Origin of the sequence: Pseudomonas sp. Tn43 (genome assembly GCF_014192635.1) — a bacterium.
In the GTDB taxonomy this organism is placed as follows: Bacteria; Pseudomonadota; Gammaproteobacteria; order Pseudomonadales; family Pseudomonadaceae; genus Aquipseudomonas.
This window is the reverse complement of the sequence record NZ_JACHYG010000005.1, coordinates 25,802-47,272: the sequence shown is the minus strand read 5'-3', so window position 1 is coordinate 47,272 and position 21,471 is coordinate 25,802. Positions and strand designations below refer to the sequence as shown.

The 21,471-nt window shown below is 58.6% G+C and carries 21 protein-coding genes; 9 read left to right on the top strand and 12 right to left on the bottom strand.

Going from position 1 to position 21,471, the window contains the following annotated elements; translation table 11 throughout:
- Positions 1 to 142: 142 nt before the first annotated feature.
- Positions 143 to 1,069, top strand: a complete 927-nt coding sequence (locus FHW68_RS14740) for a LysR family transcriptional regulator (RefSeq protein WP_183681035.1) — start codon at positions 143 to 145, stop codon at positions 1,067 to 1,069.
- Here the strand turns inward: FHW68_RS14740 and FHW68_RS14735 are convergent.
- From FHW68_RS14735 to FHW68_RS14715, 5 genes are all read right to left on the bottom strand, one after another.
- Positions 986 to 1,303, bottom strand: a complete 318-nt coding sequence (locus FHW68_RS14735; RefSeq protein ID WP_183681033.1) for an AzlD domain-containing protein — start codon at positions 1,301 to 1,303, stop codon at positions 986 to 988. The genes FHW68_RS14740 and FHW68_RS14735 overlap by 84 nt on opposite strands.
- Positions 1,282 to 1,998 carry an AzlC family ABC transporter permease gene (locus FHW68_RS14730; protein WP_095634181.1) on the bottom strand — a complete coding sequence of 239 codons (717 nt, stop codon included), beginning with the start codon at positions 1,996 to 1,998 and terminating at the stop codon, positions 1,282 to 1,284. Before FHW68_RS14730 ends, FHW68_RS14735 begins: the two co-directional genes overlap by 22 nt.
- The gene (locus FHW68_RS14725) at positions 1,995 to 2,408 is read right to left on the bottom strand and encodes a GNAT family N-acetyltransferase (protein ID WP_183681448.1); all 414 of its coding nucleotides are present in this window, start codon (positions 2,406 to 2,408) and stop codon (positions 1,995 to 1,997) included. Before FHW68_RS14725 ends, FHW68_RS14730 begins: the two co-directional genes overlap by 4 nt.
- Positions 2,409 to 2,454: 46 nt before the next feature.
- Positions 2,455 to 3,201, bottom strand: a complete 747-nt coding sequence (locus FHW68_RS14720; protein WP_183681031.1) for a 2OG-Fe dioxygenase family protein — start codon at positions 3,199 to 3,201, stop codon at positions 2,455 to 2,457.
- 182 nt (positions 3,202 to 3,383) lie between these two features.
- Positions 3,384 to 4,040 carry a DsbA family protein gene (locus FHW68_RS14715; protein WP_183681028.1) on the bottom strand — a complete coding sequence of 219 codons (657 nt, stop codon included), beginning with the start codon at positions 4,038 to 4,040 and terminating at the stop codon, positions 3,384 to 3,386.
- Between the two features lie 254 nt (positions 4,041 to 4,294).
- Between FHW68_RS14715 and FHW68_RS14710 the strand changes: the two genes are divergently transcribed.
- The gene (locus FHW68_RS14710; RefSeq protein WP_183681026.1) at positions 4,295 to 6,382 is read left to right on the top strand and encodes a TonB-dependent siderophore receptor; all 2,088 of its coding nucleotides are present in this window, start codon (positions 4,295 to 4,297) and stop codon (positions 6,380 to 6,382) included.
- A 191-nt stretch (positions 6,383 to 6,573) separates the two neighbouring features.
- On the opposite strand, the gene FHW68_RS14705 is transcribed toward FHW68_RS14710, so the two are convergent.
- The 4 genes from FHW68_RS14705 to FHW68_RS14690 all read right to left on the bottom strand — a co-directional run bounded on the left by FHW68_RS14705 (position 6,574) and on the right by FHW68_RS14690 (position 12,248).
- Complete coding sequence (locus FHW68_RS14705; protein ID WP_030129326.1) at positions 6,574 to 6,786, bottom strand: hypothetical protein; 213 nt, start codon at positions 6,784 to 6,786, stop codon at positions 6,574 to 6,576.
- Between the two features lie 246 nt (positions 6,787 to 7,032).
- Positions 7,033 to 8,139 (bottom strand): agmatine deiminase, encoded by a 1,107-nt coding sequence (gene aguA / locus FHW68_RS14700; RefSeq protein ID WP_095634177.1) that lies wholly within the window; start codon positions 8,137 to 8,139, stop codon positions 7,033 to 7,035.
- 3 nt (positions 8,140 to 8,142) lie between these two features.
- Positions 8,143 to 9,021, bottom strand: a complete 879-nt coding sequence (aguB, locus tag FHW68_RS14695; protein WP_095634176.1) for an N-carbamoylputrescine amidase — start codon at positions 9,019 to 9,021, stop codon at positions 8,143 to 8,145.
- A gap of 314 nt (positions 9,022 to 9,335) precedes the next feature.
- The gene (locus tag FHW68_RS14690) at positions 9,336 to 12,248 is read right to left on the bottom strand and encodes an aminotransferase (RefSeq protein ID WP_183681023.1); all 2,913 of its coding nucleotides are present in this window, start codon (positions 12,246 to 12,248) and stop codon (positions 9,336 to 9,338) included.
- A 220-nt stretch (positions 12,249 to 12,468) separates the two neighbouring features.
- Here FHW68_RS14690 and FHW68_RS14685 point away from each other — a divergent pair, with 220 nt between their 5' ends.
- The 5 genes from FHW68_RS14685 (at position 12,469) to FHW68_RS14665 (ending at position 17,462) form a co-directional block, all read left to right on the top strand.
- On the top strand, positions 12,469 to 12,993 hold the full coding sequence (locus FHW68_RS14685; protein ID WP_095634174.1) for a DUF3916 domain-containing protein: 525 nt from the start codon (positions 12,469 to 12,471) through the stop codon (positions 12,991 to 12,993).
- A 119-nt stretch (positions 12,994 to 13,112) separates the two neighbouring features.
- A complete protein-coding gene (gene rfbC / locus FHW68_RS14680; RefSeq protein ID WP_183681022.1) occupies positions 13,113 to 13,658 on the top strand; it encodes a dTDP-4-dehydrorhamnose 3,5-epimerase in 546 nt (181 codons plus the stop codon).
- 105 nt (positions 13,659 to 13,763) lie between these two features.
- Positions 13,764 to 15,572, top strand: coding sequence for an ATP-binding protein (locus FHW68_RS14675; protein ID WP_183681020.1), 1,809 nt, complete (start codon positions 13,764 to 13,766; stop codon positions 15,570 to 15,572).
- Complete coding sequence (locus FHW68_RS14670) at positions 15,569 to 16,963, top strand: sigma-54 dependent transcriptional regulator (protein ID WP_183681018.1); 1,395 nt, start codon at positions 15,569 to 15,571, stop codon at positions 16,961 to 16,963. Before FHW68_RS14675 ends, FHW68_RS14670 begins: the two co-directional genes overlap by 4 nt.
- A 40-nt stretch (positions 16,964 to 17,003) precedes the next feature.
- The gene (locus tag FHW68_RS14665) at positions 17,004 to 17,462 is read left to right on the top strand and encodes a YiiD C-terminal domain-containing protein (protein ID WP_095634171.1); all 459 of its coding nucleotides are present in this window, start codon (positions 17,004 to 17,006) and stop codon (positions 17,460 to 17,462) included.
- Positions 17,463 to 17,561: 99 nt separating this feature from the next.
- Here FHW68_RS14665 and cysQ read toward each other — a convergent pair whose 3' ends face one another.
- Both cysQ and nudE read right to left on the bottom strand, forming a co-directional pair.
- Positions 17,562 to 18,395 carry a 3'(2'),5'-bisphosphate nucleotidase CysQ gene (gene cysQ / locus FHW68_RS14660; RefSeq protein ID WP_095634170.1) on the bottom strand — a complete coding sequence of 278 codons (834 nt, stop codon included), beginning with the start codon at positions 18,393 to 18,395 and terminating at the stop codon, positions 17,562 to 17,564.
- Positions 18,392 to 18,958 (bottom strand): ADP compounds hydrolase NudE, encoded by a 567-nt coding sequence (gene nudE, locus FHW68_RS14655; RefSeq protein WP_095634169.1) that lies wholly within the window; start codon positions 18,956 to 18,958, stop codon positions 18,392 to 18,394. Before nudE ends, cysQ begins: the two co-directional genes overlap by 4 nt.
- Before the next feature lie 233 nt (positions 18,959 to 19,191).
- Here nudE and yrfG point away from each other — a divergent pair, with 233 nt between their 5' ends.
- The gene (gene yrfG, locus FHW68_RS14650; RefSeq protein WP_095634168.1) at positions 19,192 to 19,854 is read left to right on the top strand and encodes a GMP/IMP nucleotidase; all 663 of its coding nucleotides are present in this window, start codon (positions 19,192 to 19,194) and stop codon (positions 19,852 to 19,854) included.
- 129 nt (positions 19,855 to 19,983) lie between these two features.
- Here yrfG and lysM read toward each other — a convergent pair whose 3' ends face one another.
- A complete protein-coding gene (gene lysM / locus FHW68_RS14645; RefSeq protein ID WP_183681016.1) occupies positions 19,984 to 20,424 on the bottom strand; it encodes a peptidoglycan-binding protein LysM in 441 nt (146 codons plus the stop codon).
- A gap of 137 nt (positions 20,425 to 20,561) precedes the next feature.
- On the opposite strand from lysM, the gene FHW68_RS14640 reads away from it, so the two are divergent.
- The gene (locus FHW68_RS14640; RefSeq protein WP_095634166.1) at positions 20,562 to 21,449 is read left to right on the top strand and encodes a LysR family transcriptional regulator; all 888 of its coding nucleotides are present in this window, start codon (positions 20,562 to 20,564) and stop codon (positions 21,447 to 21,449) included.
- Positions 21,450 to 21,471 lie beyond the last annotated feature (22 nt).

Here is a 21,471-nt window from a genome sequence, read left to right as displayed (position 1 = left end):
AACCATCGGACGCAGAATCATTTCGCTACTAAACTCGGGACAAGCATGCTCAGGTGCAGGATCATAGCCAGCACGCGACCGACGCCCATCCGGCGGCCAGGTACACAACAATAGCCAGCCCACTTCAGAGGGCATTACCCAAATGGATAGCAGAACCTTACGTAACCTCATGCGCATTGTGCAGACCGGCTCATTGTCGGCGGCGGCAGAGCATTCCTGTTTGACCGTGCAGGCATTGGCCGCACAGTTGAACAAGGTTGAAGAGCAGTTCGGTTTTCGGTTGTTTCGTCGCTCCAACAAGGGGCTGACCCTGACAACGCAGGGCACGGAGCTCACGCCCTACATGGACAAGGTGTTGGTCGCCACGCGGCAACTGGAAGAGAAAGTCGCCGCGCTGAAGGTGCCTGGACAACGCACGCTCAAAGTTGCGCTTAACACCACTCTCTCAGTCGACTTCAACCGGCGAATGATCGGACGCCTCATTGAAGTGTTTCCTGATTATCAACTGGAATTCAGCTACGCCGAGTCGATGGAAAACCTCAGCAAATTGAAGAACGAGGATTTCGACCTGGCCGTGCTGATCGGCCCGCAACAACCGGGCTTACCCAGTATTGCCCTGCCCCACGTCCAGGTGCAGGTGGTCGGTGCTCATTGCGGTCAGGAAAACGATCCGCTGATGCTGCTCGGCAACAAGTTTCAGGTTCGACCTGCCGATGATTGTCCGTATTCCCACAGCTTCTTGCGTTTTCTCGACGCCGGCCTTGGTAATTACGAGTCAGGCAAACGGATGATCTATTCCTGCAGCGAGACCCTGACCCTGTCGTTGATCACGCAAATGGATGGCCTGGGCATGGTTTCCCGTGAGGCGGCCCTGCGTAATGGCCTGACCATTTTCCCCGGTTTCGAGGATTCCCTTGAAGTGCGGTTGGCGGTCAATAATTCCGAGTTATCGGGCCAGGCCTTGAACGACGTGGTCGCTCTGTCGCTACATGAACGACCCGAGCGCAATATACCCAGCCGTCCCAACCGCCACACTGAGAAAGAGGTTTTTGCTGAAATACGCACATAACAACGTCGGAATCGCTGCATAGAATTCCGGGCGATCGAGCTGCACTTGCTGATCCTTGATCAACAGCGGCGTGAGGCTGATGGCAGCGACGATCGCCACCGGCAAGTATTCCAGCGCCCTGGCGACGAACGGCGGCCAATGGTCGGTGTTCACTTGCAGCGGCAAGGCACGCGGCAGGAACGTCACGGCCATCATCAGCGCGACGACCAGGATCAGGAACGTTTGGTCAGGCATACACCCACTCCGCAGCCCACGAATGTGGCGATGAATACGTTGAAGGGTGAATTGCCGATCAGGCTCAGGACGCCCATGCAGGCGACCGCAGCCAGTGCGGCGATCAATTTATTGCGGGTGGTGCACAGCGATACCAGCACATAGAGCATCATCGCGGTCAGCGCATAGTCGAGCTGATATTGGATCAGGTGCGCCGCGTACTGCGCGCAGATTGCTCCCAGCAAACCACCCAGTACCCACGACGTGTGGCAATACAGATTGAAGCCAATCAGATAACGCACATTGACCGGCGTGCCCTTGCCCAGTTTGACGCTGTGGAAGGCGAACGATTCATCGGTGAGCCCGCCGGCATAACACCAGCGCTCGAGACGACTGAGCCCCATCGCCTGCAAGGCCTTGGCCATGTAGACCGACATCAGCATGTGCCGGGCATTGATCAGAAACGTCGTCAGGATGATGGTGGTCAGCGATGCACCGCTGGAGATCAGCGCCAGGGCGGCGAACTGCGAAGCACCGGCATAGACAAACAGGCACATCGCGACCGGCAGCCACACGGGCATTCCGGCATTGACGGCCATCAAACCGAACACAAACGACACGGTGAAGTAGCCCGCAATTACCGGGCTGGCTTCAGCAAATGTGCGCGAGGGCTGGGGCTCGACCATCAGCGGCTGGCTGCTGGACGTCTCATTCATAAGTCCCTCTCAAAGGTCGTTTCGCCACGCGGCTCGCAAAAGCCCTGGGCACTCCAAAAACGTTTGCCGGCAAGATTAGCATCGTCGACAAACAGGAACATCCGCAGCACACCGACACGTTTCATGTCTGCCGATGCCGCTTCGACCAGGCGCTGACCCACGCCCTGGCTGCGATACACCGGGCTTACCGCCAAATGATTGATGGTGCCACGGCTGCCGAGCATACCGCCCAATACCGCGCCGATCACTTCGCCACTGATATCGAGTGCAAGGAAAGCAGCGGTGGTTTTTTGCATCAACACACCGCGCAGGCATTTGGTGTCCTGCCATTCGCAGAACGACACTTCTTTGAATTGCCGAAAGAAGCGTTCCAGGCGCTGGGCATCCTTGGCTGTCGCGCGCTGCAGCATCACCGGTGCAGGGCACTCGGCGATATGCATCATGGGGTCTAGCTGTTCAGCGAACAATGTCGAAAGCGGTCCCGGGCCGCGAGAAAGAAATGGCCAGAATCTGCCGATAGGCCATTTCGTGAGCATGGGTGTTGCGTGCCGGTGTCACGTAGTGACGCATGTCGCGATCGAGGAAATAAGTGGTGTCGAGGATTTCCAGATAGGTCGTCGCCGCCAATTGTTCCTCTTGGGGCGAATACAAACGGCTCTCTGCCCCGTCCACGTTGTTGCGGCCCCAGAAATGCACACCGCTGAACGGATAACCGTCGCAGTGAATACCTTCAGGGGTGATTTCCAGTTGCTTGCCCGGCTTGATCTCGATGCGGATCTGATGGATCTGGCATTGCCAGATTTCGTCGTGCAACTCCGGCGGCAGTACGTGTTTGTACACCTCGAAATCCGCATCGATGAGGCTGCGCATCACCGGCGAATTGATCACTTCATTGGAGAAGTCCTGGAAGTGCCGCTCGAGTCCGCCAACATAGCTGTTGTTGGCCTTCGATTGCACATAAGCGCGGTGTTCCAGCTGCGTCAGGTCACGGGTGACCGGGTTGTACTCAAAATCGCTGTAACGACGAAAACGCATGCCCGCATCGGCCTGGCCGTAATAACTGTCCGGCTCCATGTTTTCCCAACTTTTGGTCAATCTGACGAAGTCGGAAAAATGACCGAACAGATTGAAGTCAGCGCCCTGGACGTTGACATACTTGTCGCGCCGTAGCGATTCACCAACTTCTCTGTTTAAAACGATCATTACTAGGTCTCCGCTGCATTTAGCGGCCTAATCTAGTAGTTGCAGGTTTTGCAGCCCATGAGAAAGAATTTCAGGCATATCAAGCGTTGATTGAAACGCGGTATGAAGTTGCTTTAATTCGACTTTTTGCGATCGGAAACAGCTATTTTTTGTCTTTTCCTACGGTCATGAGTCGAAAAAAGCTAACCAACCGGGGTTTTAAACACGGATGAAGACTCTTTTGCCATAACCGACTGGCTCAACCACTGGGCGAAGGCTTGCGGCTTGCCGAGCCAAGGGCCGATGTCGACCAGGGTGAACTGGCCACTCTGTTCCAGCGCAAAAGTCGGGAAACCCTGTCCACCGACCTTGGCCAGGAGTGCGCGACTGTCCTTGATATGGCGCTCGGTGTCGGCTTCATTGAATGCCTGTTGGAACGCCTCGGGTTCAAGGCCTGTTTGTGTGGCCAGTTCCAGCAGCACGACGTTATCAGCGATGCGTCGACCCTCCACGTAATGAGCCGTCTGCAAGCGCCCCAATAGTGCTAGCCCGCGGCCAGCGATCTGTTCGGCTGCCAGCACGGCGGCAATCGGCGGCGCTGAATCGAACACTGCCGTCTCATCGCGCAGCAAACCCTCAAAATAGGCATCACCAAACGGTTGGCCAGTGTATTCGGCGATGCGTCGATCATGAGGCATCACGTAGTTGCGCAGTTGTGGCGAAACTGTCTGGCGATTGGTGCCGCTCATCATGCCGCCACCATGGGCGATGACAGGCAACACAGCTTGGGCAGCCTGGACCAGCGGTTTGGCGCCGTAGCACCAGCCACATAAAGGGTCGTAAATGTAATGAAGGATCATGGGAAAACTCCGGCAACAAAGTAGGAAAACTCAATGCCGGCAGGTTAATCCCCCAGGCAGTTTCGGAAAAACGCTGGAATGGCTTTCAGTCTGTTTCATGAATCGGTCGAATGCGACCCAATGTTTCTGTAGCAATCACGACACAATTTGAAACAATCAAACAAAGACACCCTTCAAGAATAATTAACGAAAGTAAATAACAAGCATTACCATTCGCGCCCTCGAATATTTCTACCCTTCCGGATGCGCTTCAAATGCCTGCCCCTTCCCGCCTTACGCCCATCACCCTTGGGCTCTCTGCTTTCCTGTCTGCAGGTTTTACCTGTGCCGCCACGACCGTTTTACCCCAGACCTCGATCAGCGCCGACGCACAAGCTGACGATCCACGCGTACAGGAAACCAGCACCGCGACTCGCACGGCTACACCGGTACGTTACGTGCCGCAGGCCATCGATTCGGTAAAAACTGCAAACGTGGTGGATTACGGCACCAACGATCTGGGCACGGCACTCAGTGGCATCCCCAACGTCAGCAGTGGCGCCGACACCCGCTTCGACAGCCTGCGCATCCGTGGTTTCGACGCCAGCAACGACTTCTACCTCGATGGCATTCGTGATGACAGCCAGTACGTGCGCGACTTGCACAACATCGAACGCATCGAAGTCCTCAAAGGCCCGGCGGCGGTGTTGTATGGCCGTGGCAGCCAGGGCGGGATCGTCAACCGGGTCAGCAAGCTGCCGGAGTTCGGTCGCCGCTCGACTCTTGAAGCTCAAGGTGGCAGCGATGATCTGCGCAGCCTGTATGCCGACCTCAGCACCGACCCGAGCGAGAACATCAGCCTGCGCCTGAACATGGGCAACATGGATCAGAACAGCTTTCGCGATGGCGTCAGTGGCAATCGCCAACTGTTCGCGCCGTCCATGAACTGGCAACTGACGCCCGACCTCAACTGGCTGGTGCAGTACGAATACAGTCGCTACAACCGTACGCCGGATCGCGGCATTCCCGGGGTCAACGGGCGCCCGGCGGACGTAGGGCCGGAGACGACCTATGGCAGCGAGCACGATTTCATCGACGACAAGTCACAATCCTTGCGCTCGAAACTCAGCTATGAACTCAGCGACAACTGGCAGCTGCGTCATACCTTGGGCGTATTCAAGCTCAACAGCGATTTCGACAACACTTACCTGACCGGTTATACCCCCGCGACCAACAAGGTGACGCGCCAACACTGGCAGCAAGATCTGACCACCCGCAACGTCTATAACAACATTGAACTGGAAGGCGGCTTCGATACATTCGGCCTGGAGCATCGCCTGCTGACCGGTATCGAGATCGGCAGCCAACGGCGCGATCCGACGTTGTATAACGCAGCGACCTCGGGGCGCGGCAGTTCGCCGGTTCCGGCGCTAGACCTGTACAATCCCAATCGCGACTTGCGCCATACCGGACGCATGCAGGTGTCGAGCAGCACTCACACCGAAGTCGAAAGCCGTGCGGTGTACGTACAGGACCAACTGCGCCTGAACGACCAATGGCAATTGCTCGCCGGTTTGCGTTACGACACCTTTGATATCGAATCGACCAACAAGCTGCGGGACATTTCCGAAGATCGTGACAGCCACAGCACCAGCCCGCGTGTAGGCGTGGTCTGGACACCGTTGCACAATCACTCCTTCTACGCCTCCTGGACCAAGACCTTTTCCCCGGTCGGTGGCGGCTTGATCGGCATCACCCCAGGCGTGGCCAGCAACTACCTGAGCCCTGAGCTGACCAAACAGAAGGAAATCGGCGTGAAGAGCGACTGGCTCGACGATCGCCTGAGCACTACGCTGGCGATCTACGAACTGGAACTTTACAACCGTCGCACCAGCGACCCGAACGATCCGACCGTGACCTTGCTCACCGGCCTGCAACGCTCCCGCGGAATTGAATTGACCGGCACTGGCAAGCTCGCTGGCAACTGGTACGTGCGCGGTGGCGTCGGCGTGCAGGACGCAACAATCGAGAAGGACAACAATGGCTTCGAAGGCAAACGCATCAGCAATGTGGCCAAGCACAACGGCAGCCTGTTCCTGACCTGGAAACCGGAAATGGGCTGGTACGCCGAAACCGGTTTGACCCTGGTCGGTCAGCGTTACGCCGACAACCTCAACACCACTGTGCTGCCAGGCTACGGCCGTTGGGATGCATTGGCCGGGTTCCGGCAGAAAGATTGGGATTTGCGGGCGGCATTGAACAACATCACCGATCGCGAGTATTACTCGTCGGCCACCAGCGCGGCGCAGATTCAACCAGGCGCACCGCGGAGCCTGGTCGTCACCGGTACTTACAGCTTTTAAGAGCAAGATGATCGTAATGATCGTTCCCACGCTCTGCGTGGGAATGCAGCCAGGGACGCTCTGCGTCCCCTATGGACGCGGAGCGTCCGGTGAGGCATTCCCACGCAGAGCGTGGGAACGATCAGAACCTTCGCCCCAAAAAAAAGCGCCGCCTTCCCGGCAGCGCTTTTATCAATCCGTTGTTTTTCTTCTTATCCTTCCATTACATCCCACAGTGCTTCCAGTTCTGCCTCGCTGAATAAACCAGCGGGGTAGCGCTCGATCATCATCCGGCGCGGATCAGGCTCCCTGATCTGACGCGTTCCATTGGACTTCAACCATTGCGCCAAGACCTGGAGCGATTCGCTGTTAACTGCCAGAGGATGCAGTGCCCGCTCGCTCACGACGTTCATTTCGGCGTTCATCTCAGCGCTCTCTCCTGGTTTGTGAGCGGCTAACTTATCCAAGGTTTATGACAGAACATCGAAGTTCTCTCCCCTCCCCATGTTGCGCCATCGAAGATACAAGAGCTGTGCCAATACTTTCGAAGTGTCGATAAGTGGATACAAAAAAGCCCGCAGTCCTGATGGGCTGCGGGCTTGCTGTGAAACGACGAGATTAAATCGCTGCTCAATCGATTCTTCAATCAACTCAAGCTGTTACGACCTCACTCACTCCTTGTGCGGGGCGGGCTGTTGTTGGGTAAGGCAGTGGATATTACCGCCCCCCAGTAACAGTTCACGACCCGGCACCATGACCACTTCATGCTGCGGGAATACAGTCTGCAAAATCTCTTTGGCCGGACCGTCCAATGGATCGTCGAAGCTCGGGGCGATGATGCCGCCGTTGACGATCAGGAAGTTAACGTAAGAACCGGCCAGACGAACCGTTGGATTGCGCTCCTGAGTGCCATCCACCGGATCGACACCAGCGCACTCTTCTTCGGTCGCGTACAACGGCCCTGGAATCGGCATCTTGTGCACTGTGAACGGGCGCCCCTTGGCATCGGTGCTGTTTTGCAGCACGTTCATTGCCGCCTGGCAGCGCGGGTAGTTCGGGTCTTGCGGGTCATCAGTCCAGGCCAGCAGCACTTCGCCCGGACGCACGTAGCAGCAGAAGTTATCCACATGACCGTCAGTTTCGTCATTGAACAAACCGTCGGGCAGCCAAATGATCTTATCCACAGCCAGATTGGCGCTGAGTACCGCTTCGATCTGCGCACGGTCCATGTGCGGGTTGCGATTGCGGTTGAGCAAGCACTCTTCGGTGGTGATCAGGGTGCCTTCACCATCGACATGGATCGAGCCGCCTTCGAGCACAAAACCTTCGGTGCGGTAGCGCGGGCTGCGCTCGATTTCGAGGATTTTGCCCGCCACCTGCGAATCACGGTTCCACGGCGAATACAGACCACCGTCGAAACCGCCCCAGGCATTGAAGTCCCAATCCACACCTCGGACTTCTCCGCGGTTGTTGATGATGAACGTCGGGCCGGTATCCCGAACCCAGGCGTCATCGCTGGACATCTCTACCAAACGAATATTCGGCACGTCGAGGCGGGCACGAGCATTTTCGTACTGGCCAGCGGAGACGGCCACGGTCACCGGTTCGAAACGCGCGATGGCCTTGGCCACCGCCACATGCGCCGCTTGCGCCGGTTTGCCGCCCAGGCGCCAGTTGTCCGGACGCTCGGGCCAGATCATCCAGGTCTGGGTCTGGGGCGCCCATTCGGCGGGCATGTAAAAACCGTCAGTGCGAGGCGTGCTGTTCAAAGTGGTCATGGTTCAGGACTCCAGGGAACCGTCGAGGGTTTTGATCGCGCCGTACAGGTTCGGGCGACGGTCACGAAATGAGCCCCATGCGCTGCGGATATGCTCCAGCTCATCGAGGTCGAAACTGTGAACCAGGATGCCTTCTTCTGTTTCATTCAGCTCCTGGACTTTCTCGCCAAACTGGTTGGCGATGAACGACGAGCCATAGAAAGTGATGTCGTAGCCATCTTGCTCTTCGTTGCCGACGCGGTTGCTGGCGATCAGCGGCATCAGATTGGCACCGGCATGGCCTTGTTGCACGCGTTGCCAATGGTCGCGGGACGAAATGGTCTTGTCGTGTGGCTCGCTGCCGATCGCGGTCGGGTAGAACAGGATTTGCGCGCCTTGCAGCGCCATGCTGCGGGCGCACTCAGGGAACCACTGATCCCAGCAGATGCCCACGCCGATTTTCGCGTAACGGGTGTTCCAGACTTTGAAGCCGGTATCGCCCGGGTTGAAGTAGTACTTTTCGTGATAGCCAGGGCCATCCGGGATGTGGCTTTTACGATAAATCCCGAGGTTGCTGCCGTCGGCATCGATGATCGCGATGCTGTTGAAACGTGCGCGGCCGGCCAGCTCGTAGAAGCTGATTGGCAGAACGACTTGCAGTTCTTTGGCGATTTTCTGGAAATGCTTGATGGCGACGTTGTCTTCGACCGTCGTGGCCAGCTGCAGGTAATCAGGGTTCGGCTTCTGGCAGAAGTACGGCGCCTCGAACAGCTCCTGGATCAGGATGATTTGCGCGCCTTTCGCCGCAGCCTCACGGACCAGCTTCTCAGCGGTCTCAATGTTGGCTTCAAGGTCCCAGGAACAGGCCATCTGGGTAGCGGCGACGGTAACGATACGGCTCATGAATCATCTCCTGGGCAGGTGTTGAGGGTCGAGGTTGGCATCGACTGATGACAGAAAGAGACTGCACGGGGCGTGAGTCATCCACACCGGGGCAATGGCGACTTTATAACCGATAAAAATCGGCTTTAAAAGCGATAAATGTTCTTTCTGTCGAAAAATTCTCCAATTAAAACCGATAACAATCGAGGTTTATATTCGTCTTTATGACGCCTTCGCGGGCAAGCCTCGCTCCTACGGATTTACGTCGTTCGCGGAATATGCGCACGACACGGACCTGTAGGAGCGAGGCTTGCCCGCGAAAGCGATATCGAGTCTTACAATTCTTCGTCCAACACCTTCGACAGCATGTCGACAAAGAAATCCACGCTTTGACGGGATGTAACCATCGGAGGCTTGATCTTGAGAATGTTCAAGTAATCGCCGGTTGGCTGCATGAAGATCCCCAACTCACGAAGGCGATCGCACAATGCCGTGGTTTCTTCGGTCGCGGGCTCCAGGGTTTCTCGATTGCGGATCAACTCCACGCCCAGGTAAAAACCGGAGCCATGCACCGCCCCCACCAGGGGATGCCGGTCAATCAATGCTTCAAGGCGCTCCTTGAAATACCCACCCACGACCTGGGCGTTCTCCCAGAGTTTTTCTTCTTCCATCACATCCAGCACCGCCATGCCAATCTGGCAACTGACCGGGCTGCCCCCGGCCGACGAGAAGAAGTAGCCCTCGGCCTCCAGCGCTTCGGCAATTTCCCGACGGGTAATGACTGCGCCCAACGGTTGGCCATTACCCATGCCTTTGGCCATGGTGATGATGTCCGGCACCACGCCTTGCTCTTCGAAACCCCAGAAGAATTTGCCCATGCGGCCGTAACCGACCTGCACCTCATCGGCAATACAGACACCGCCTTGAGCGCGGACCAGCGCATAGACCTGCTTCAAATAGCCCGGCGGCAGAGAAATACCGCCGGCATTGCCATACACCGGCTCGCAGATGAAACCGGCCAGTTGGCGTTTCTGCTCGGCGATTTTCGCCAGGTTGTGTTCGACGCTACGCACGTAGTCCGGTGCGCTGTCGATGCCACGAAATTCACCGCGATAGGTGTTCGGCGCAGTCACTGGATGCACCCAGTCCGGACGGCTGCTCAAGGCCTTGGGGTTATCGGCGATCGAGGTCGAAACCGCGTCCGCCGCCACTGACCAGCCGTGATACGCCTCCAGCACGCTGAGCATGTCGCGACCGCCGCTGTAGGCCCAGGCCAGGCGGATCGCCAGGTCATTGGCTTCGGTGCCGCTGTTGACCAGAAATACGCGATCCATGTTGTCCGGCGCCAGTTTCAGCAAGCGCTCGGAAAACTCGGCAATCGCCGCATAGTGAAAACGCGAATTGGTATTGAGCAACGACCACTGCCGGCTGGCGACGGCGGCCATGCGCGGATGACCATGCCCCAGGACCGCGACATTGTTCAGCATGTCGAGGTAAGAACGACCCTGCATGTCGATCAGATGATTGCGCCAGCCGCGCTCGATGCGCGGCGGGTCGACGTAATAGTGCTTCTGGGAGCGAGCGAAACTCGCGTCACGGCGGGCGAGCAATGTCTGCGAGTCGAGCTCTTCCTGGGCATCACAGGCCAGCCCCAACAACATGGCAGGTGAAGGACACAACGCCTGCCAGGCTGCCGCGCGCGAAGGCGTGCAAAACAACGGTGCGTCGAGTTGAGCGCTTCGACACAATTGCACGATCAACGGCCCGCTGACCGAACCCAGCACCTGACCTTTGACCAGCGCCGCGCTACTGCGCACCGATGGGGTCACCCCCCACAAACGGACGCTGAGCTCCGGGCCGTCCAGTTGCAGCAAGTTCTCCCCTTCGATATGGATAACCCCGGCAAATGGCGCTTCGACCGCCGTGCCGTCGGGAACTCGCAATGCAACATGTAACGGGAACGTATCCGGTTCACCGGCGCTGTCCGGCCGAGTGCGGGACAGACGATACTGACCATATCGACTGGCTGCCAGACCGTGAGCTGCGGCGGCCTCAGTCAGCAGACGCAGGTCGATCCCCTCCTGCTCCCAGTTCCCCGCCTCGAAATGCGCACTGAGCACGCCCAGATCGATCAAGGCAAATTCACGCCCTACAAGACTCGGCAACAATGGCGCGAAACCTTCACTGCCGATGCCCGGCAGGCTTTGACCGACGGCGGTCAGGATCGCCGCCTCCATCAACTCCAATGGCACCGACGTGGCAACACGGAAAATTTCCCATTCATGGGTCAGGTTGTCGCGACTGTACTCATTGCCCGGATCAATGCTGACCTGTTGCTCGCCACTGAGCACCAGCACTGCCGAGCGGGCGACGATCAGCGGCCAGAGTGCCAGCAACTCTTCATGCTGCAACGGATTGACCGCGTGATAAGCCCGAACCGCCGGCAAAATGTAGAACGGATCCCCATCGGCATGGTGCAGTAGCGCGGCACAGGTCACCGACAGGTCCGTGATCCGCCAGGTTCGGACCAGGTCGCCGAAATCGATCACGCCCTGCAACTGCCATTGGCGCTGCGAATCCCGCTGCCAGACCACATTGTCATCCGTGATGTCCATGTGGATCGCCTGCACCGGCAGCGTGTCCATCAAGGGCTGCAAATGGCGCTCGGCGTGTTCGGCGGCTTCGGCGATCAGCTTTCGTTGCCGGTCATCCTGGATCACCGGCAGCAAATGAGCGATCAATGCGTTGGCATGGCGAGCGTCCCATTGCAAGGTGCGCTCCAGGCCCGGGTGATTGAAACCGGCCAGCGCCAGGTCCATTTCGCCGCAGAGCCGGCCAAAACCGGCGACCACTGAATGGCTCAGGTGAGCGAGGTGCGTCAGGGACTGGCCGTCGATGTAATCAAGCAGGCGCACGTGCACCGCTTGGCCGTCGACCTCAAGCGAGAGCAAGTCTGCCCCATTTTTGGCCGCGATCACTCCAGGCACCGGCACGCCGGAATGTTCAGCCAGATGCTTGAGCCCTGCGTGTTGGGCTTGCAACTCCAGCGCCGAATAATCACCACGGCAGATTTTCAGGACAAAACGCCCCTGCTCGCTGTCGACGCGGAAATTGAGATCCTGCTGGCTCCCAAGAGCCTGCAACCGCCCGCTCAACCCGTAATGCTCTTTCAACAGCTCAAGCGCTTGCGTCGCAGACACTTGCGGGCTGGGCAGACTGGCGCGGTGAATCAACGTGGCGAGCGGCATACAACGACCCCTGAAATTTTATTAGGCGCTTATATCGCCATTGCTTGGGGCGATACGCAACCCTCTTATACCCGTCTAAGGGTCGGCATTGGGGATGGTTTCCGGTCAGCGACTATTCAGATGAACTTTCCTACAGCAATCTCGGATTGCCTTTCACTGTTCCTGATTCCAACCTATAGCCACAAAGGACTCTTCAACCGCCCAGGATAAAGTCGCCACCATGACGATGCGCCGCCTTGCACTCTCAAACAAAAAAATCCGAAACATCCCACGTCGATTGAAAGGCCTCGCAGCCTGGGCCTCTCGCTTCGAGGGTTATTTTCCGGACGATCTGACTCTCGAACAGAAATACTGCAACTGGAAAATTCCGGTTATCACGACACTGGTAGAGGGTAAACAAGCCACCACTGCCATACGCAAAGAATGCGCTCAACAAATGATCAATGCCGCGCATCACATACGCCAGGCCAGGCCGGAAAATGCCATCGACTGTCGAGTAATCACGGTTATCTGCCTGCCAGACATGTTCACCAGCGAAATCTGCATTTACACCAATCTGGACTACCACCGAAGTCACATCCCGCTAATCGATAGTGAATACTGCCCAGCGGATAAAAGCCTCGCAGCGCAATGGGGTCTCGTCCTTCCAGACGGGATGGAAGAAAGAGGTTTGCGCTTTACCGCTGAAGATTGTGACGGACAACCCTATGAGGCAGAGCAGTGGTATTTCGGTGAGGTCGATTAACAGGTGACAGATCACGCAGCGACCTCACGAATTTTATCCCCTGAACCACCGCCCCACTCGCACCCGCCGTCACTTTGCGTAAGAATGTCGACCATCACGCCTATTGCCGGAGAAACACCATGAATGTAGTCACCACCGACCTGCCCGGTGTTCTGATCATCGAACCCAAGGTATTTGGTGACGAGCGCGGCTTCTTCTATGAGAGCTTCAACGCCAAGGCTTTCGAAGAGGCAACCGGCCTGAACACCCAATTCGTTCAGGACAATCACTCCCGCTCGCAAAAAGGTGTACTGCGCGGTTTGCATTACCAGTTGGAGAACACTCAGGGCAAACTGGTGCGGGTCACCGCCGGTGAGGTGCTGGACGTGGCGGTGGATATTCGTCGCAGCTCGCCGCATTTCGGCAAATGGGTGGCGGTACGTCTGTCTGCCGATAACCATCGCCAACTTTGGGTACCTGAAGGTTTTGCTCACGGTTTCGTGGTACTGAGCGATTACGCCGAGTTCCTCTACAAGACCACCGACTACTACACCCCGTCGGCCGAGCGCAGTATTCGCTGGGACGATCCGGACCTGGGCATCGACTGGCAGCTGGACGAAGCACCGAAACTGTCAGCCAAGGATCAGTCCGCCGCGCTCCTCAAGGACGCTGAAGTTTTTTCCTGAATACCTGTGTGAATGTTCACCGCCAGTGCGCACTTGATCCCGGTGCGCAGACTGCGCCCGCAAGCCTAGGCATAATGCGTCTATACCCATAGGCGCTTGATGCTCATGACACCCACTCTCCCCCGCAGACCCCGTTGGCGCAGCCTGGCGCTACTCGCGTTGTGCCTGGCGCCCTTGCTGTGGCCGCTGGAGCATCTGGCCGAGCGTTACTACCGCAGCGAACTGGCCGGGCAGAACCGTCAAACCCTCGACCTTTATGTCGCCAACCTGTTGGGCACTCTGCATCGGTATGAAGTGTTGCCGCAGATTCTCGGCGAGCTGCCCGCCCTGCGCGCGACATTGGCCGCGCCCGACGAGGGCGTGATTCAAGGCAATGCCAATCGCCTGCTGAAAAACATCAGTGCGCAGACCGGCGCCGAAGTCATGTACCTGATGGACACCACCGGCAAGACATTGGCAGCCTCCAATTGGGACAAACACGACAGTTTCGTTGGCCGCAATTTCGCTTTTCGTCCTTATTTCAGTGAAGCCATGGCTGGGCGTCTGGGACGCTTCTTCGGCCTGGGCACCACCTCGGCCAAGCGCGGTTACTTCTTCGCGGCGGCGATACGTGATCGCGAAAAAATCATCGGCGTGCTGGTGGTCAAGGTCGACCTCGACCATACCGAAAGTCTTTGGGGTAAAACCCCGGAACAACTGTTGGTGACCGATCACAATGGCGTGGTTATCCTCACCTCACGGCCCGAGTGGCGTTTCCGCTCGACCCGTCCATTGAGCGAGGCAGAGCGCGAGGCCATCACCGCGATTCAACCCTACCCGACCCGCGATCCCCAGCCATTGAATCTCGACGCCAACGCCTGGCTGACGCAAACCCGGCAGATCGAAGAAACCGGCTGGAGCGTCAGCATCCTTGCACCGCGCACCCTGATCGATCGCCCGGTACGCACGGTCGTGGCCATTGGCGGTGCAACGTTGCTGGTAGTGATGCTGCTGCTGGGCCTGATGATGCAACGCCGGCGCCATTATCTGGAGCGGATCGCCTTCGAAGGCAAGGCCCGCCAGGAACTGGAAGGCCGGGTCGCCGAACGGACCAGCGACCTCGAAGGCCTCAACCGTCGGCTCAAGCAGGAAGTGCTGGAGCGCGAACACGCCCAGCAGGAACTGGTGCGCGCGCAGGATGACCTGGTGCAGGCCGGCAAGCTCTCGGCGCTGGGGACGATGTCGGCGAGCATCAGCCACGAGCTCAACCAACCGCTGGCGGCGATCCGCAGTTATGCGGAAAACGCCGAAGTGCTGCTCGATCATCAGCGCACCGAGGATGCTCGCGGCAACCTCAAGCTGATCAGCGAATTGACCGGGCGCATGGCCTCGATCATCGCTCACCTGCGCGCCTTCGCCCGGCGTGATCGCCACGCCCCGGAAAGTGTGGCCCTGCAACCGGCACTGGACGACGCACTGGCGTTACTGGCCAAGCGTCGGCGTAGCATGGAAGTCGAGCTGATCCGTGACCTGCCCGCCGCCACCCTATGGGTCGAGGCCGGAGAAACGCGCCTGCGTCAGGTACTCGGCAATCTGCTGGCCAATGCTCTCGACGCCCTGACGGAAAAAGGTCCGCCGCGTAAACTCTGGTTGAGTGCCGAGTCCACCGTCGACGGCGTCAATCTGTACATTCGCGACAACGGCCCCGGGTTTTGCCTGGAAGCGCTGGGTCGCGCCGGCGAGCCCTTCTACACCACCAAGACCCGCACTCAGGGCCTTGGCTTGGGGCTGGCGATTTGCGACACCTTGATGCGCGCCTTCGGGGGTGAACTGTCGTTCTCCAACCACAAGGAAGGTGGCGCCCTGATTACCCTGAAGTTGCGCGCAGGCGCACCGGGCGTGAGCCTGCAACCGTCCGAGGACCGAAGTGCATGACCATCGACAACCGCATCCAGGTCGTGTTGATCGACGACGATCCGCACCTGCGCCAGGCCCTGAGCCAGACCCTGGACCTGGCCGGCCTGAAGATTCTGCCGCTGGCTGAAGCCAAAGGCCTGGCCGGGCAACTGGAGCGTGACTGGTCGGGCGTGGTGGTCAGTGACATCCGCATGCCAGGCATGGACGGCCTGGAATTGCTGACCGAACTCCACGCCCAGGACCCTGAGCTGCCGGTGCTGCTGATCACCGGCCACGGCGATGTGCCGCTGGCCGTTCAAGCCATGCGCGCCGGGGCCTATGATTTTCTGGAAAAACCTTTCGCCAGCGACTCCCTGCTCGACAGCGTACGTCGTGCCCTGGACCTGCGCCGGCTGGTGCTGGACAACCGCAGCCTGCGTCTGGCCCTGAGCGATCGCAACGAACTGAGCGCGCGGCTCGTCGGGCAATCAGCACCGATGCTGCGCCTGCGTGAGCAGATCGGTGCATTGGCGGCGACCAAGGCCGACGTACTGATCCTCGGCGAAACCGGTGCGGGCAAGGAAGTGGTGGCGCGCGCGCTGCACGACCTGTCGAGTCGGCGTAACGGTCCATTCGTGGCGATCAACGCCGGGGCCCTGGCCGAATCGGTGGTGGAAAGCGAGCTGTTCGGTCACGAGCCCGGTGCGTTTACCGGCGCGCAGAAGCGTCGCATCGGCAAGTTCGAATTCGCCAACGGCGGCACGTTGTTCCTCGATGAAATCGAAAGCATGAGCCTGGACGTGCAGGTGAAATTGCTGCGCTTGCTGCAAGAGCGGGTCGTCGAGCGCTTGGGCGGCAACCAGCTGATCCCGCTGGATATCCGCATCATTGCCGCGACCAAGGAGGACCTGCGTCAATCCGCTGATCAGGGCCGCTTCCGTGCCGACTTGTATTACCGCCTGAACGTCGCGCCGCTGCGCATTCCGCCGCTGCGTGAGCGGGGCGAAGATGCGCTGATGCTGTTCCAGTATTTCGCCGATGAAGCCAGCGCCCGCCACGGTTTGCCACCCCACGAATTGCAGCCGGGACACCGGGCGCTGCTATTGCGCCACACCTGGCCAGGCAATGTACGTGAACTGCAGAACGCCGCCGAACGCTTTGCCTTGGGTCTGGAACTGGCGCTGGACAACAGTGCGCCGGATGGTGGCGTCGGCAGCACGATTGAAGTGGTCAGCGGCGGCCTGAGCGAGCAAGTGGAGAATTTCGAGAAGAGTTTGATTGCCGCCGAACTGGCGCGCTCGCACAGCTCCGTGCGCAGCCTCGCCGAAGCCCTCGGCATTCCGCGCAAAACCTTGCACGACAAACTGCGCAAGCATGGTCTGAACTTCGCCGACAGCGGCGCCAGCAGCCCCACCGACGACCTTGATTGAGCTACCGTAAAATCATCCCCTTCAAACAAAAGGCCCTTGAATGAACCGCGACAGTCGTCATCTGGAATCGATCCTCCATTCTGACATCCCCCTCACGCGGGACATGGGCCTCAAAGTGCTCGACTGGCACGACCAACAGCTGCGCCTGCACCTGCCGCTTGCGGCCAACGTCAATCACAAGAGCACCATGTTCGGTGGCAGCCTGTATTGCGGCGCAGTATTGGCCGGCTGGGGCTGGCTGCATTTGCGTTTGCGTGAAGAAGGCATCATCGAAGACGGGCACATCGTGATTCAGGAAGGGCAGATCAGCTACCCGCTACCGGTCACTACAGACGCGACGGCGATTTGCCAGGCACCGAGTGCGGCAGTATGGAAGAAGTTTCTGGCAATGTATGAGCGCTATGGACGGGCGCGGTTGACGCTGCATTCGCGGATTGTGAATGCCGGGAGTGAAGAGGATGCGGTGCGGTTTACCGGGCAGTATGTCCTTCACCGGTAAAGCAAAAGATCGCAGCCTCGTTTCACTCGACAGCTCCTACGGGGGGCACGTTTTTCTGTAGGAGCTGTCGAGTGAAACGAGGCTGCGATCTTTTGATCTTCAACCCCGAGCCAAAGCCAACAATTTCTCCCGCCAAGCCGCTTTAGCCGGCAGCGCCAGGAAAAACTCATTCAACAACGACTCCCGCGCCGGATAACAGAACGGCTCACCATTCAAATCCAGCACCTCACCGCCCGCACCTTCCAGCACGCCTTGCGCCGCCGCCGTGTCCCACTGCGAAGTCGGCGCCAACCGCGGATAACAATCCGCCGCCCCTTCCGCCAACAGGCAAAATTTTAGCGAGCTGCCGATGTTCGCCAGTTGCAATTCACCCAGGCTATCGCTCAACCCCGTCAGTAGCTGTTCCTGCTCAGGGCTCGAATGCCGACGGCTGGCGACCACCGTGAAAAGCTCGCCCGCAGCCGGAACCTCGCGAACCTGAATCGGCAACGGCTCGGCGTCTTTATCACCACGCCAGGCTCCCAACCCGGCACCGCCGACATAAAAACGCCCGTTGGTCGGCATCGACACCACGCCGAACACCACACGCCCCTGTTCGATCAGTGCGATGTTGACAGTGAACTCTTCGCTACCGGAGATGAACTCCTTGGTCCCGTCCAACGGATCGACCAGCCACCAGCGTTGCCAGCTGGCGCGCACGCTCTGGGGGATATTGGCGTCCTCTTCGGACAGCACCGGAATGCTCGGATCCAGCGCGGTCAGCCCGGCCAGAATTACATGATGAGCGGCCATGTCGGCGGCGGTGACCGGGGAATCATCGGACTTTGCAGTGACCGCAACGTTGACGCGCCAGAACGGCAGGATCGCCTCGCCAGCCTTCAAAGCCAGTTCAACGACTGGCGCCATCAACGGATGGGGAAAATTCAAGTTCACGGCAAAAACACCCCACGTTGAGTCATTAAGTCACGGGCCAGATACAGCGCCGCCAAGGCACGGCCCTCAGTGAATCGCGGATTCTGCGCCAAAGACGACAATTCACGCAGATTGATCTTTTCCACCCCCATCGGCTCGGGCTCGTCACCCTCCAGGCGTTCTTCGTACAGGTCGGTGGCCAGCACCACCTGGATCCTCTGGCTCATGTAGCCCGGTGACAATGACAACTCGGTCAAATGCTCAAGCTGTCGCGCGCCATACCCGGCCTCTTCCATGAGCTCGCGCTCGGCCGCCGCCAACACGTCTTCGCCCGGCTCGATCAAACCTTTGGGCAGGGACAACTCATAAGCATCGGTGCCGCCGCAGTACTCCTCTACCAACACCGCATGTTCCGCATCGAGCATCGCCACGATCATCACTGCGCCATGACCGGTGCCTTTGCTGACCAGACGCTCGTAAGTACGCTCCACGCCATTGGAAAAGCGCAACTTCAGCTCTTCGACACAGAACAAACGGCTGGTGGCGACAATGTCGCGGGCGAGTACGGTGGGTTTCTGGCGCATAGATGGCTCCTTGGCGTAAGCGGGTTACTATACAGGCTGTTTGAAAGCTGCTGCGCTCGAGATTGCTGCGTCAAAAACAGGCTCGGACGGGTCATTTACAACTCGTAAACTCCCCGTCCTCGCCTGTTTTTTCCTTGCACTCCCTTCGCTCGCGACGCTTTCCACCCAGCCTGTACCCGGCCTATCCTGATTGTTTATCCCGGATATCTTTTTTACCGCTGGAGAAGTTTTTTATGTCCCTGCTGCCCTGGCATGACATCGATACCGTTTTGCTGGATATGGACGGCACGCTGCTGGACCTGCACTACGACAACCATTTCTGGATGGAGCATCTGCCACAGCGTTATGCCGAGCTGCATGGGGTGAGCCGGGCCATGGCGGAGCTGGAGTTGCAGCCGTTGTTCGAACGCAATGCCGGACAATTGCAGTGGTACTGCCTGGATTTCTGGAGCGCCGAGCTGAAGCTGTCGGTGCGCGAACTGAAACTGGAAACCGCGCACCTGATCGCCCTGCGTCCGGATGCAGACACGTTTCTGGCGGCGATCAATCAGGCCGGCAAACGGGTGATACTGATCACCAACGCCCACCGCGATTCGCTGTCATTGAAGCTGGAACGAATTGAGCTGGCGCCGTATTTCGAGCGGTTGATCAGCTCTCATGATTACGGTTATCCCAAGGAAAGCCCGCAGTTCTGGGATGCCTTGCAAGCCGACATCGGCTTCGATCCGGCGCGCAGCCTGTTTATCGATGACACGCTGCCGATTCTGCGCAGTGCGCGCAATTTTGGCGTCGTGCATCTGCTGGCCGTGAGCCAACCGGACAGCCGCAAAGCGCCCAAGGACACCGCCGAGTTTGCGGCGGTGGGGGATTATCGGGAGCTCATTACAGGACTTTAGACCGAGTCGCCTGCATCGCGGGCAAGCCACGCTCCCACAGGTTTTGTGTCGTGTGTGCATTCTACGCGAACGACACAAAACCTGTGGGAGCGTGGCTTGCCCGCGATGGCCATCACACGGTCTCAAGTCTTACTCAGGAATCCGCAACACCTGCCCCGGATAGATCTTGTCCGGGTGCGAAAGCAGTGGTTTGTTGGCCTCGAAAATCTTGTTGTACTTGTTCGGGTCGCCGTATTCGGCCTTGGAAATCGCGCTCAGGGTGTCGCCCTTTTTCACCGTAACGAAACGAGCGGCCTTCGCCACCGGCCCGGTCACCGTGATCTGGTCATCAACACTGCCGACACCGGCGATATTGCCCAAGGCCAGCAGAATCTTTTCCTTCTCTTCCTGGCTCGCCACATCACCAGTGACGATGACTTTGTCGCCTTCAATTGTCGCCTGAACATTCGGATTGCCCAGGCCGACCTTGCTGAGGTGTTCCTTCAACTGCTCGCTGGCATTGGCATTGCCAGGTGTCAGCAGATCGATAAGTTTTTCGCCTGCTTCTTTCACAAAGCTAAAAATACTCATGGTGCACTCTCCTTGGGGTTTGGGTTCCAGACGCCAAAGACTAGACCAGCCTTGAAAAGCCCGGCTCCTTGCCGACCAATGACCCAACCCCGCGCAGGCGGTAGAATCGCAAACCTTGCCCGCGCCCTGGAGCGAAGATGGACATCAAGCAACTCAAATTCCTCATCGCTCTGGACGAAACCCGGCACTTTGGCCAGGCCGCCGCGCGTTGTCACATCACTCAACCGACCCTGTCCATGCGCCTGCGCAGCCTTGAAGAAGAACTCGACTTGCCGCTGGTCAACCGCGGCCAGCGCTTCGAAGGTTTCACCGCGCCGGGCGAACGCGTGCTGGCGTGGGCGCGTACGGTGCTGGCGGCCTACGACGGCTTGCAGGCCGAAGCGGCAGCCTGTCGCGGCAGCCTCGTGGGTACGTTGCGTCTGGGCGTGGTGCCGCTGTCGAGTTTCGACCCGGTACCGCTGATGCAGCGCCTGCACGCCGAGCACCCGAACCTGCGCTTCGAACTGTCGGCCCTGAGTTCCGAGCAGATCCTCGAACAGCTGGCAAACAACCGTCTCGACCTCGGCGTGTCATACCTGGAGCATCTGGACGGTGAGCGTTTCGATTCCCTGGCTTTCAGCGAAACCCGCATGGGCTTGCTCTACGATCAGCGTTTCTTCAGTTTCGGCGATGCGCCCTTGAGCTGGAAATCGTTGATTGAACTGCCACTGGGCATGCTCACCAGTGGCATGCATTTTCGCCAGTCCATCGACCATAACTTCCACAGTCGTGGCTTGGCCCCCCAACCGTTGCTGCAAACCGATGCGGTCCACCAATTGTTACAAGCGGTACACGGCGGCCTGTGCTGCGCCGTGATGCCATTGGAGGGGGGTCTGGAAAACCTCACCGATCACTTGCGCCTGCAACCCATTGAAAGTGCCCAGACCCTCGCCCGGTTGGGGCTGATCATGCGTCGTAGCGCTCCGCGTTCGGCGCTTGCAGAAGCCTGTTTCGCGATCTACCAACAATCAATGGCCGGCTCTTGATCGACGTCATCTATCGGCAGAT